The 11,824-nt window shown below is 67.7% G+C and carries 11 protein-coding genes; 6 read left to right on the top strand and 5 right to left on the bottom strand.

The annotated features are described in order from the left end of the window. Positions 1–51 precede the first annotated feature (51 nt). Together IB227_RS11815 and IB227_RS11810 are read left to right on the top strand one after the other, a co-directional pair. On the top strand, positions 52–642 hold the full coding sequence (locus tag IB227_RS11815) for a biliverdin-producing heme oxygenase (RefSeq protein ID WP_192287561.1): 591 nt from the start codon (positions 52–54) through the stop codon (positions 640–642). A 43-nt stretch (positions 643–685) separates the two neighbouring features. Continuing rightward, positions 686–1,087 (top strand): YbaN family protein, encoded by a 402-nt coding sequence (locus tag IB227_RS11810; protein ID WP_192287923.1) that lies wholly within the window; start codon positions 686–688, stop codon positions 1,085–1,087. A gap of 257 nt (positions 1,088–1,344) precedes the next feature. Here the strand turns inward: IB227_RS11810 and IB227_RS11805 are convergent, their stop codons facing one another. Then, the gene (locus IB227_RS11805) at positions 1,345–3,372 is read right to left on the bottom strand and encodes a sodium-translocating pyrophosphatase (protein WP_192287560.1); all 2,028 of its coding nucleotides are present in this window, start codon (positions 3,370–3,372) and stop codon (positions 1,345–1,347) included. Between the two features lie 243 nt (positions 3,373–3,615). Between IB227_RS11805 and IB227_RS11800 the strand changes: the two genes are divergently transcribed. Beyond that, complete coding sequence (locus tag IB227_RS11800) at positions 3,616–4,122, top strand: hypothetical protein (protein ID WP_225591804.1); 507 nt, start codon at positions 3,616–3,618, stop codon at positions 4,120–4,122. A 48-nt stretch (positions 4,123–4,170) separates the two neighbouring features. On the opposite strand, the gene IB227_RS11795 is transcribed toward IB227_RS11800, so the two are convergent. Both IB227_RS11795 and IB227_RS11790 read right to left on the bottom strand, forming a co-directional pair. Then, positions 4,171–4,776, bottom strand: a complete 606-nt coding sequence (locus IB227_RS11795) for a YiiX family permuted papain-like enzyme (RefSeq protein ID WP_192287559.1) — start codon at positions 4,774–4,776, stop codon at positions 4,171–4,173. A gap of 5 nt (positions 4,777–4,781) precedes the next feature. Continuing rightward, positions 4,782–6,038, bottom strand: a complete 1,257-nt coding sequence (locus tag IB227_RS11790) for a 6-phosphofructokinase (RefSeq protein ID WP_192287558.1) — start codon at positions 6,036–6,038, stop codon at positions 4,782–4,784. A gap of 141 nt (positions 6,039–6,179) precedes the next feature. On the opposite strand from IB227_RS11790, the gene IB227_RS11785 reads away from it, so the two are divergent. Then, positions 6,180–6,743, top strand: a complete 564-nt coding sequence (locus tag IB227_RS11785; RefSeq protein ID WP_132865509.1) for an adenylate kinase — start codon at positions 6,180–6,182, stop codon at positions 6,741–6,743. Between the two features lie 313 nt (positions 6,744–7,056). Continuing rightward, on the top strand, positions 7,057–8,520 hold the full coding sequence (gene mpl / locus IB227_RS11780; RefSeq protein ID WP_192287557.1) for a UDP-N-acetylmuramate:L-alanyl-gamma-D-glutamyl-meso-diaminopimelate ligase: 1,464 nt from the start codon (positions 7,057–7,059) through the stop codon (positions 8,518–8,520). A gap of 308 nt (positions 8,521–8,828) precedes the next feature. Here the strand turns inward: mpl and IB227_RS11775 are convergent, their stop codons facing one another. Together IB227_RS11775 and IB227_RS11770 are read right to left on the bottom strand one after the other, a co-directional pair. After that, entirely contained in the window at positions 8,829–9,674 is an 846-nt protein-coding gene (locus IB227_RS11775) for an IclR family transcriptional regulator (protein ID WP_192287556.1), read from the bottom strand. A gap of 62 nt (positions 9,675–9,736) precedes the next feature. Continuing rightward, positions 9,737–10,405, bottom strand: a complete 669-nt coding sequence (locus IB227_RS11770; protein ID WP_192287555.1) for a hypothetical protein — start codon at positions 10,403–10,405, stop codon at positions 9,737–9,739. Between the two features lie 149 nt (positions 10,406–10,554). On the opposite strand from IB227_RS11770, the gene IB227_RS11765 reads away from it, so the two are divergent. Further along, on the top strand, positions 10,555–11,820 hold the full coding sequence (locus tag IB227_RS11765; RefSeq protein WP_192287554.1) for an MFS transporter: 1,266 nt from the start codon (positions 10,555–10,557) through the stop codon (positions 11,818–11,820). Positions 11,821–11,824: the final 4 nt, after the last annotated feature.

Raw genomic sequence — 11,824 nt, 5'->3', positions numbered from 1 at the left:
GCGCCTGTGCCGCAGGCGAAGGCGAACCCCATCGCTACCCTTCCGCGCGCCATGAACACGACCGAACCCCCTGCCATCCCGACCCGCAGCCAACGTCTTAAGGCCGCGACCCACGGCACGCACGATTCGCTGGACAAGCGGATCATGGCCGAGGACATCTTCGCCAGCCGTGCGCGGTTTGCCCGCTTCGTGCGCGTGCAGTACCGCTTCCACCGTGACATCCAGACGCTATACGCGGTGCCGGCGCTGGTAGCGCTGCTGCCCGGGTTGGCCGGGCGTTGCCGGCTGGAGCAGATCGCCCAGGACCTGGGCGACCTGGAGCAGGGCCTGCCGGCGGCCGCACCCACGGCGCTGCCCGCCGCTGTCGACCTGCCGCATGCACTGGGGTGGCTGTATGTCGCCGAAGGCTCCAACCTGGGCGGTACCATTCTGTTCAAGATGGCCGCCAAGCTGGGGCTGGGCGCGCGGTTCGGTGCCAGCCACCTGGCGGCGCACCCGGACGGTGCGGCCCGCCACTGGCGGCAGTTCACCGCGGCATTGGATGCGGTGCCGCTGACTGCCGGGCAGGAAGCGGAGGCCATCGAAGGTGCAAATGCCGCGTTCCGTACGGTGCGCGGGTATGTCGAGGAGGAGTTCGTGTGACCACCCCCCGGGCCAGGCCCGCCGTGCCGGAGAGCCAGCGATGATCCGCTGGTTCTGGTTCTGCGTGGGTTGGTTGATGGTTGCGCTGGGCATCATCGGGGCCTTGCTGCCGGTGATGCCGACCACGATCTTCCTGATCCTGGCGGTGTGGTGTTTCTCGCGTTCCTCGCCGCGCTTGGAGGCCTGGCTGCTCAACCACCCGCGCTACGGGGGGCCGCTGCGGCAGTGGAAGGAGCACGGTGCGATCAGCCGCAGGGGCAAGTGCTTTGCCGGCGGCGGCATGGCACTGGGCTATGTGCTGTTCTTCATCGGCGCCCACCCGGACTGGAAGCTGGCGTTGGGCGTGGGCCTGTTCTTCGTTGCCAGTGCCGCCTACGTGCTGTCGCGGCCGCGACCGCAGGAAGACGCGCACCTGGCCGAACCGCGCCGCGATCACCCGGGATGAGCGGGCCGCACACCGTGTGACCGAAGATTCCGCGCTGGAATGAAGCCAGGCGGACTCCCTGCGTGCAAGGCCAGCCACCCTTCCCCCGGGCGGGGGAAGGGTGACGCCGCCGGTCACGCGATGTGCATCAAAGCAACGGCACCAGCAACAGCGCCACGATGTTGATGATCTTGATCTGCGCCTTCGGCGCCCCCCATCCCGTTCCCTTCCCCCGTGAACGGGGGAAGGGCGAAGGTGCCATGCGCAGTCGGCTTCGACTACAGCAATGGCACCAACAGCAGCGCGACAATATTGATGATTTTTATGAGGGGGTTGATGGCCGGCCCGGCGGTGTCCTTGTACGGATCACCGACGGTGTCGCCGGTCACCGCCGCCTTGTGTGCCTCGCTGCCCTTGCCGCCGAAGTGTCCATCCTCGATGTACTTCTTGGCGTTGTCCCAGGCGCCGCCGCCGGTGGTCATCGAGATGGCGACGAACAGGCCGGTGACGATGGTGCCGATCAGCAGGCCACCCAGCGCTTTCGGGCCGAGCAGCAGGCCCACCACCACCGGCACCGCGACCGGCAGCAGTGAGGGCATGATCATCTCCTTGATCGCCGAGCGGGTCAGCATGTCCACCGCCTTGTCGTACTGCGGCTTGCCGGTGCCCTGCATGATCCCCGGGATGTCACGGAACTGGCGACGCACTTCCTCCACCACCGCGCCGGCCGCACGCCCCACCGCCTCCATCGCCATCGCGCCGAACAGGTAGGGGATCAGGCCGCCGATCAGCAGGCCGATGATCACCGTGTGGTCGGACAGGTCGAAGGTGAACACCTCGGTTGGATGCGCGGCCTGCAGGTTGTGCGTGTAGTCGGCGAACAGCACCAGCGCGGCCAGTGCCGCCGAACCGATCGCATAGCCCTTGGTCACCGCCTTGGTGGTGTTGCCCACCGCGTCCAGCGGGTCGGTGATGTCGCGGATGTCGGCGGGAAGCTCGGCCATCTCGGCGATGCCGCCGGCGTTGTCGGTGATCGGCCCGTAGGCATCGAGCGCGACGATCATGCCGGCCATCGACAGCATCGCGGTGGCGGCGATGGCGATGCCGTACAGACCGCCGAAGTGGAAGGCGCCCCAGATCGCCGCGCACACGGCGATCACCGGCAGCGCGGTCGACTTCATCGATACGCCGAGGCCGGCGATGATGTTGGTGCCATGGCCGGTGGTCGAGGCCTGCGCCACGTGCTGCACCGGCTTGTACTGGGTGCCGGTGTAGTACTCGGTGATCCACACGATCAAACCGGTCAGCACCAGCCCGATCAGCGCGCACAGGTACAGGTTGGTGGCGCCATGGCGGGAATCGGCCATCAGCTGCGTGGTCACCGGCCAGAAGGCGATGGCGGCCAGCACGCCGGAGACGATCACGCCCTTGTACAGCGCGCCCATGATCGAGCCGCCGGACTTCACCTTGACGAAGAACGCGCCGATGATCGAGGCGATGATCGACACACCGCCCAGCACCAGCGGGTACAGCACCGCATTGCGCCCGACCTCGGCCACCATCAGCCCGCCGAGCAGCATCGTGGCGATCACCGTCACTGCGTAGGTCTCGAACAGGTCGGCGGCCATGCCGGCGCAGTCGCCGACGTTGTCGCCGACGTTGTCGGCGATCACCGCCGGGTTGCGCGGGTCGTCCTCGGGGATGCCGGCCTCGACCTTGCCGACCAGGTCCGCGCCCACGTCGGCGCCCTTGGTGAAGATGCCACCGCCCAGTCGCGCGAAGATCGAGATCAGCGAACTGCCGAACGCCAGCCCGACCAGCGCATGCAGGTTGTCGGCCTGGCTCAGGCCCAGCCGCTGCAGGATCAGGTAGTAGCCGGCCACGCCGAGCAGGCCCAGCCCGACCACCAGCATGCCGGTGATCGCGCCGCCGCGGAACGCCACGTCCATCGCCGCGCTCATGCCGTTGCGTGCCGCCTCGGCGGTACGCACGTTGGCGCGCACCGACACGTTCATGCCGATGTAGCCGGCCGCGCCGGACAACACCGCGCCCACCGCGAAGCCAATGGCGGTGTACCAGCTGAGGAAGAAGCCGACCAGCACGAATAGCACCACGCCGGCGATGGCGATGGTCAGGTACTGGCGGTTGAGGTAGGCCCGCGCGCCTTCCTGGATGGCGGCGGCGATTTCCTGCATGCGGGCATTGCCGGCAGGCTGCCGCAGTACCCATTGGGCGGAGATGATGCCGTAGATGATGGCGACGGCGGCGCAGACCAGCGAGAGCACAAGACCGTACTGTTCGAGCATGACCCCTCCAGCGTTGGTGGATGCCATCCAGCTGTGGATGAAGCGGGGACACGCCGGGTAGATCGAAGCACTGGAACAGACCCGGGCCGCGCTGCGGCTGTGGTACGTGTCGCTGTGTTCAAACACTCCTGAGGCCGGCCGAGTATGACTGCCAGCTGTCTCCGCCGCTAGCCATGGCCGCGTTTGCCTGCCCGTTCAGCGCGACAGTGGCAACGTGCGGCGTCCGTCTTGTGGAGTTGCCCGATGAAAGCCATCGCCCCCGTGTTGCTGGCCCTGCTGCCCCTGACCGCGTTGGCGGCGTTGCCCACGCCGGAGATCGAGCGGCCGGCGGCCGCGGCGCAGGCGGTGGGTGCGGTGCATACCGTGCGCCAGATTCCCGAAGCCTGTACCCGCATCGAAGGCCGCTTCACCGGCACCGCGGCGCAGCCCTATGACATGCAGTTGGTGCGTACCAACCCGCAGTGCCAGGCCCGCGCGGTGTTCCTGGATGCGGGCAAGGTCACGCCGAGCGAGGCGGCCGGCTGGAAGCTCAACGAAGTGGTGCGCGTGCCCTCGGCGGCCTGCAGCACGCAGCAGGCGTTGATCGAGGTCTGGCGCAAGCCGGCCGGGCAGCGCGTGGCGCTGGATGGCCAGGGCCAGAACCGCGTCTACCTGGAGGATGCCAAGGCCCAGGCCGCAGCGGGCCGTTTGGCGGCGCTGCCGGCGTACTCGGCCAGGTTGTCGATGGAAGGCGCCGCCTGCACGCGCTGAACGCATTGAAGGGCGCCCACCGGATTCAACCGGCGGGACGCCCGGGCCTCAGCGCTGGTCCACGGTGACCAGCAGGGGCGAGGCGAAGATGGCCGCCGGCGAAATCACCGGTTCGCCCCGTGGGATGTTCGCGCCATAGCGTTCGCGCAGCTTGGCCTGCACGGCCGGTGCCTGCAGGTCGAAGCTGTCCAGCCGCGCCAGTGGTGCCAGGCCGATGCCGGCGGCATCGCGGTACAGCTTCCACACCAGTTCCGAGCAGTAGATGCGCTGGTCGGACCACTCGAAAGTGAGGTCGTAAGGCTTGCCGAGATAGGGCGTTGCAGCGGCATGCAGGCGAGCCTTGGCGTTGGCGTCCAGAGGCGTGGCGGGCCGCTTGATCACGTAGCGGCCGTGCCTGCCACGGTCGAGCCAGGCCTGCAGTGGCGTGTAGCGCACCGGCTGCACGGCTTCCAGCACGTAGGGGGCGCCGCCGCGCAACAGCACGATGCCCATGTGGCTGTACGGCGAATGCGTGGCGGCCTGCACCGCCACGCTTTGGCGCGAGGTCGAGGTATGGAACACGATGTCGCCGTCCTGCGGCGTGTAGGCCGTTACCGGCTGCGCCCACCACGCCGGCAGCACCAGCAACGCCCACAGGCCCAGGCGCGGATACATCGTGCTCAGCCTTCCCAGCCCGGCAGCTTCTTCGCGACGGCCACGTTCTTCAGCGTCACGTACTTGGGCAGTCCATCGCGGCCGTAAGGCAGCGGTGCTTCGCCACGGATCAGCGGCTGCAGGTAGCGGCGTGCCTTCTCGGTGATGCCGAAGCCGTCCTTGCGGATGAAGCCGGCCGGCATCTTCTTCTCGTGGTTGGCCACCTTGGACAGCGGCGCGGCCTCGATCTTCCAGCGGTACGGCGCGTCGGCGGTGCGCACGATCACCGGCATCACTGAGTTCTGTCCCTTCAGCGCGAACTGCACCGCGGCCTTGCCGACCGCCTGTGCCTGCTCCCAGTCGGTCCTGGAGGCGATGTGGCGGGCCGAACGCTGCAGGTAGTCGGGCAGGGTCCAGTGCACCTTGTAGCCGAGCTCGGCCTTGACCCGGCCCGCCAGGTACGAGGCGACGCCGCCCAACTGGGTGTGCCCGAACGAATCCTTGGCACCGCCGGCATCGGCGACGAACTGGCCATCGGCGGTGTGGATGCCTTCGCTGGCCACCACCACGCAGTAACCCACCTTGGCCACCACCTGCTTCACCTTGGCCAGGAAGGTGGCTTCCTCGTAGGCGCGCTCGGGCAGCAGGATGATGTGCGGCGCGTCGTCGGCGCTCTCGCCGGCCAGCCCGGCGGCAGCGGCCAGCCAGCCGGCGTGGCGGCCCATGGCTTCGTAGATGAACACGCGGGTAGAGGTCTCGGCCATCGCCGCCACGTCCAGCGCCGCCTCGCGCACCGATACCGCGGTGTACTTGGCCGCCGAGCCGAAGCCCGGGCAGGTGTCGGTCACGGCCAGGTCGTTGTCGATGGTCTTGGGTACGCCCACGCAGGTCAGCGGGTAGCCGTACTCCTTGGCCAGCTGCGACACCTTCAGCGCGGTATCGGCCGAATCATTGCCGCCGTTGTAGAGGAACCAGCGCACGTCATGCGCCTTGAACACCTCCAGCAGGCGCTCGTACCTGGCGCGGTCGGCCTCCAGCGATTTGAGCTTGTAGCGGCACGATCCAAATGCACCGCCCGGCGTATGGGCGAGCGCGGCGATGCTGGCCGCGGACTCCTTCGAGGTATCGATCAGCTCTTCGCGCAATGCGCCCAGGATGCCGTTGCGCGCTGCCAACACCTTGATTCTCCTTGCCCTTGCTTCGCTGATGACGGCAGCGGCGGTGGCGTTGATGACGGCGGTGACGCCGCCGGACTGGGCGTACAGCAGGGTGCCTTGGGACATGGTGGATACTCTCTGGACGGGGGACATTCCGGGACATTGGCCGGATGCGGTAAGCTGCACATATTGCGGTGCAGCGTGAATCGGCCCATGGAGTCTAACGCCGCTGTCCGTCCCGTTTCCTCAAACATATGGGAGTCAGGAATGCGATTGGTTCTGTTGGGACCGCCCGGTTCGGGCAAGGGCACGCAGGCGACGAGCCTGAAGGAACAACTGCAGGTTCCGCACATTTCCACCGGTGACCTGCTGCGCGCCGAAGTGGCCGCCGGCACGGAGCTGGGCAAGCAGGCCAAGGCCGTGATGGACGCCGGCAACCTGGTGTCCGACGACATCCTGCTGGGCATGCTGGAATCGCGCCTGTCCCAGGCCGACACCGCCAAGGGTTTCATCCTCGATGGCTACCCGCGCAACGTGGCCCAGGCCAATGCGCTGGGTGAACTGCTGGCCAGGCTGAACCAGCCGCTGGACGCGATCGTGCAGCTGGACGTGCCGACCGAGCTGCTGGTCGAGCGCATCGCTGGCCGCGCCAAGGAGCAGGGCCGCGCCGACGACAACCCGGAATCGGTGCGCCAGCGCCTGCAGGTCTACAACGATTCCACCGCGCCGGTGATCGACTTTTACGCTGCCAAGGGCACCCTGGCCCGCGTCGACGGCGTGGGTGCGCTGGACGAAGTGCTGGCCCGCATCCTGGCCGCGATCAAGCGCTGACCCAGGTGGCTGCGGCGCCTGCCGCCGCAGCCGCAGGGCCCCGCCGCCGCGGTGCGCCCATACAGAAACGCCCGGATCCGTGAGGATCCGGGCGTTTCCGTTTGCAGGGGCCAGCAGATGAGCTTGCTCAGAGCCCCGCAGCATGAGCTCCCTGGGGATGGCCTCTTGGGGAGTAGGACCTGAGGGATACTGCGGCTGGCGTCATGTATTGTGCGGATGAAGCCGATGTGACGGTATCGGGGATTCCCTTACATACGCTTCGGTATCTCCTACGCAGATACCCGTTCGCAAGCGCATCGGCGACAATCGGCGGATGAGCAAGATCCATATCCTCGGCATTGCCGGCACTTTCATGGGCGGCGTGGCCGCCTTGGCACGCGAACTCGGTCATCAGGTGGAAGGCAGCGACCAGGCGGTCTACCCGCCGATGTCCACCCAGCTGGAAACGCTGGGCATCACGCTGTCGCAGGGCTATCTGCCCGGCAATATCGCAGGGGATTGCGACGAGGTCGTGGTCGGCAATGCGCTCTCGCGCGGCAACCCGGCGGTCGAAGCGGTACTGGATGCGGGCCGGCGCTACACCTCCGGAGCGCAGTGGCTGGCCGAGAACGTGCTGCCTGGCCGCGACACGCTGGCGGTGGCTGGCACCCACGGCAAGACCACCACCACCACCATCCTGTCGTTCCTGCTGCAGGCCGCCGGGCGCGCGCCGGGCTTCCTGATTGGCGGCGTGGCGGAGGATTTCGGGGTGTCGGCGCGGTTGGGGCGCGAGCTTCCCCGGGCGGGGAGTGATGCCGTACCCCCATCCGGCGCTGCGCACCCCCTTCCCCCGGAAGGGGAAGGAAGCAACGCGTCGACGCTTTCGGATCGACCGCTGTTCGTGGTGGAGGCCGACGAGTACGACACCGCCTTTTTCGACAAGCGCAGCAAGTTCGTCCACTACCGTCCACGGGTGGCGATCCTCAACAACCTGGAGTTCGACCACGCCGACATCTTCCCGGACGTGGCCGCGATCCAGCGCCAGTTCCACCACCTGGTGCGCACCGTGCCCGGCAATGGGCGGCTGATCGTCAACGGCGAGGATGCCCGCCTGGCCGAGGTGCTGGCGATGGGCTGCTGGACGCCGGTGGAGCGGTTCGGCTTCGATCCCGCGCTGGAATGGAGCGCGCGTCTGGTCAACCAGGATGGCAGCGCATTCACGGTGCTGCACCGTGGCGTGGCGGTGGCGACGGTGGAATGGCCGCTGCTGGGCCGCCACAACGTGCTCAACGGGCTTGCCGCACTGGCCGCCGCGCATGCGGTGGGCGTGGACGTGGCCGCTGTCGCGCCGGCGTTGGCGCGCTTCCACAGCGTCAAGCGACGCATGGAAGTGATCGGACAGGCGCACGGGGTCACCATCTACGACGATTTCGCCCATCACCCCACCGCGATCCACACCACGCTGGAAGGCCTGCGCGCCAAGGTTGGCGCTGCGCGCATCGTGGTGGCGATGGAACCGCGCAGCAATTCGATGCGGCTGGGCGCGCACGCGGACGCCCTGGCGCCGTCGCTGGATATCGCCGATGCGGTGGTGTTCCTGGCGCGCCCCGAGCTGCCTTGGGATGCGGCCAAGGTGATCGCCGCGGTACGCGGTGAGGCGCAGGCGGTGGCCGATACCGATGCATTGCTGGCGCAGTTGGGGCGCGTGGCAGGCGACGGCGACCACGTGGTGTTCATGTCCAACGGCGGCTTCGACGGCGCGCCGCGCCGGTTCCTGGCGCAACTGCAGAACGGCTGATATCGCGCGGTTCAATGTAGGAGCGGCGTACGCCGCGAAACCGGTACCGGTGGATGCGGCATGAGGTTGGCAATCCTGGGATTGCGGTTGGTGCCGTTGTCTGGGTATCACCAGCTTCGCGGCCAAGGCCGCTCCTACGAGGGAGCGGCTTCTTTTGTAGAAGCGGTTTCAGCTGCGATACCGGGGCGGCATCGGTCACGCACGTGCCCAGCAATTGCAGATTTCTGTGCAGCGTTGGCCATTGTCAGCTTCGCGGCGTACGCCGCTCCTGCAACCGCCGCGCGCCTTGAAAAACAGTGGTGGGGGCTTCAGCGGGTTGGTTTGCCGTTGTAGCCCATCGCTGCCGAAATCTGCGCGGCCGCTTCCAGCAGCGCCTGCACGTGCGCCGGGTCCGGCGTGCTGGGCAGGTAGTGGATGGAGCCGACGATGGCCAGCGTGCCGAACAATTCGCCATTGGCCTGCATCAGCGGTGCGGCCAGCGCATTGATGCCGATGTACAGCTCTTCCGGCGCATCGGCCCAGCCGCGCCTGCGCACCAGCTCGATCTCGGCGGCGAGCCGGTCCGGGTCGACGATGGTGTGCCGGGTGCTGGCCGGCAGCGCCTGCGCCAGATAGGCACGGCGCAGCTTCTCCGCACCATAGGCCAGGGCGATCTTGCCCTGCGCCACGCTGTTGTGATGGAAGCGGGTGCCGGGGCGCAGGCTGATTTCCACCGGCGCGGTGCCGCGCAGCAGGTCGATCACCACCACTTCGTTGTCGGAGAACGTGGAGATCACCACGGTCTGGCCGACCTGGTCACGCAGGTGTTCCAGGATCGGCTTGGCCAGGCTCATCACGTCGAAGCGGCTGGTGCAGGCGCGGCCCAGCAGGAACATCTGCCAGCCGACGCGGTACTGGTTGGTGTCCGGGTCCTGGTCGACGTAGCCATGCTCGCGCAGCACGCTCAGGTGCCGGTGCACGCGCGCCTTGGGCATGCCCAACAGCTGGGCCAGACGGGTGACGCCCAGCCCGTTCGGGGCCAAGGCCAGGGCCTCGATCACCTTCAGCGAAACAATGGCGGTAGGCAGGCCCTGCTCGGCGGTGTCGTCCTGGGCGTCCACGCCGGGGGCGGCATGGGGCAAATCCTTGTTGTCGGGCGCGGTGTTGCGGGGCATCGGCTACCTGTTCGGCGGTGGCGGGGTGGATGCGGCCTCGGGACGCCGCGCCCATGTGCCGATTATGGCAGGTCGATGTATCGCTCTGCGAAAACCTTGTACCGCTGGGTCTTCTGCGCGGCGGCGTCCTCCGGGCGCACGTAGCGGATCGAACTGCGCCCCTTGAGCTGGCGCGGCAGCAGGAAACAGCGGATGAAGCGGGTTTCCTCGTCCTCGGTGGTCGGCGCCAGCACCGGTGCATGGCCCAGCTCGAACCAGGCGTGGCCCGCCGGGTGGTCGTGGCGCTGGCCCAGCGTCTCGATGCTGATCCTGCCGTAGTCGCAGATGCGGATGCCCGGGCCCTGGTGGACGTGGGTGAGGGCAACGCCGCCCTTCGGGAAATCAACGCGATCGCAACGCATCAGCCACTCAAAGCGCGCATCCAGCGTGATCGGCGCTTCCAGCTTGAGCTCGCTGCGGGTGGCCGGGGCCGAGGGCAGGGCGCCCGCTGGCTGGCGCGCATCGGTCAGATCCCAGCGCCACAGCACGGTGTCCTGCTCGCCGCTGAGCAGGGTCAGCGGCTCCTGGCCCACCCGCGCCTGGGCCGGGTCAAGGGACTGTGCGTCCTGTGGGGACTCAACCATCAGGCCACCTTCGCGCACGTACAGCGCACGGGGGCCGGCGGGCAGATAGACCGGCGGGCAGCCGGCCGGCAGGTGGTCTTCGTGGAGGCGGAGGATCAGCTCGGACATCGGAATCTCGCGTTTGTTACGACGTCGGTATCGTATATCGATACGAAAACGTTTGTCATGTTCCATTTTCGAGAAAAGTGCGTTACTTTGTGCTCGCAGTATCGTTCACCGATACTTTCGTATCAGCCAAGATTCCGGAGGGGAAGCCAATGGCGCAGCGTGGTTCAACGATCCAAGAGGTACCGGCCGCCAGCAGCGGCCGCTGGTGGCAGGGTGCCAGCAAGCAGCAGTGGGGCACGTTCCGTTCGGCCTACCTGGGCTGGATGCTGGATGTGATGGACCTGATGCTGTTCGCGATGGTGCTCAAGCACGTCAGTGCGGACCTGGGTTTCGACAAGTCGCAGGCGGGCATGGTGATGTCGGCCACGCTGCTGGCCACCGCGTTCGGTGGACTGGTGTTCGGCTACCTGGCCGACCGCATGGGCCGCGCCAAGTCGATGATGCTGAGCATCATCTGCTACTCGATCGGCACCGCGCTGTGCGGCCTGTCCGACACGCTCGGCCAGCTGATGCTGTTCCGGATCATCGTCGGCCTGGGCGTCGGTGGTGAGTGGTCCGCAGGTTCGGCGCTGGTGAGCGAAAGCTGGCCGGCACAGCACCGCGGCAAGATCCTGGCCTGGATCCAGAGCGCGTTCGCCTCCGGCTACGCCGCCGCGGCGATCGTCGCCGCGCTGGTGGTGCCGACGCTGGGTTGGCGCTGGGTGTTCGTGGTCGGCCTGCTGCCGGCGCTGCTGGCGTTCTACGTGCGCCGCCACGTCAAGGAGCCGGAGATCTGGGTCAACCAGGCCCAGCGGTTGAGCTTCGGCCAGACCATGGGCCAGCTGTTCGGCGCGCATGCGCGCAGCACCCTGGTCGGTCTGGCCTTCGTCACCGCGGCGATGTGCGGCTACTGGGGCTTGTTCACCTGGATCCCGACCTACCTGGCCACGCCGGTCGCCGACGGCGGCCCGGGCCTGGACATGGTCAAGTCGACGATCTGGATCGTGATCATGCAGGTGGGTGCGGCATTCGGCTTCGTCACCTTCGGCTACATCGCCGACGCGATCGGCCGCAAGAAGGCCTTCATGCTGTTCTTCGTGTGCTCGGCGCTGACCGTGCCGGTGTTCGTGATGATCAAGTCGCCGATGGCGCTGATGGCGTTCGGCATCGTCGTGGCCTACTTCGGCACCGGCTTCTACAGCGGCTTCGCGCCGACCTTCGCCGAGATGTTCCCGACCACCGTGCGCGCCACCGCGCAGGGCTTCGTCTACAACGGCGGCCGCGCCATCGCCGCCATCGCACCGGCGCTGATCGGGTTCCTGGCCAACAGCTACGGCGTGGCCAGCGGACTGATGGCCACCGCCGGGTTCTTCGGGCTGGCCGCGGTGATCGTGCTGCTGTTCCTGCCCGAGACCAAGGGCGCCGAGCTGACCTGATTGC

Origin of the sequence: Stenotrophomonas sp. STM01 (genome assembly GCF_014852135.1) — a bacterium.
GTDB lineage: Bacteria > Pseudomonadota > Gammaproteobacteria > Xanthomonadales > Xanthomonadaceae > Stenotrophomonas > Stenotrophomonas capsici.
This window is presented reverse-complemented; position numbering and strand designations above follow the sequence as displayed.

Coding starts and splice junctions, on each gene's coding strand:
- IB227_RS11815 (WP_192287561.1), top strand. CDS start 52: ATGAACACGACCGAACCCCCTGCCATCCCGACCCGCAGCCAACGTCTT.
- IB227_RS11805 (WP_192287560.1), bottom strand. CDS start 3,372: ATGCTCGAACAGTACGGTCTTGTGCTCTCGCTGGTCTGCGCCGCCGTC.
- IB227_RS11800 (WP_225591804.1), top strand. CDS start 3,616: ATGAAAGCCATCGCCCCCGTGTTGCTGGCCCTGCTGCCCCTGACCGCG.
- IB227_RS11795 (WP_192287559.1), bottom strand. CDS start 4,776: ATGTATCCGCGCCTGGGCCTGTGGGCGTTGCTGGTGCTGCCGGCGTGG.
- IB227_RS11790 (WP_192287558.1), bottom strand. CDS start 6,038: ATGTCCCAAGGCACCCTGCTGTACGCCCAGTCCGGCGGCGTCACCGCC.
- IB227_RS11785 (WP_132865509.1), top strand. CDS start 6,180: ATGCGATTGGTTCTGTTGGGACCGCCCGGTTCGGGCAAGGGCACGCAG.
- mpl (WP_192287557.1), top strand. CDS start 7,057: ATGAGCAAGATCCATATCCTCGGCATTGCCGGCACTTTCATGGGCGGC.
- IB227_RS11775 (WP_192287556.1), bottom strand. CDS start 9,674: ATGCCCCGCAACACCGCGCCCGACAACAAGGATTTGCCCCATGCCGCC.
- IB227_RS11770 (WP_192287555.1), bottom strand. CDS start 10,405: ATGTCCGAGCTGATCCTCCGCCTCCACGAAGACCACCTGCCGGCCGGC.
- IB227_RS11765 (WP_192287554.1), top strand. CDS start 10,555: ATGGCGCAGCGTGGTTCAACGATCCAAGAGGTACCGGCCGCCAGCAGC.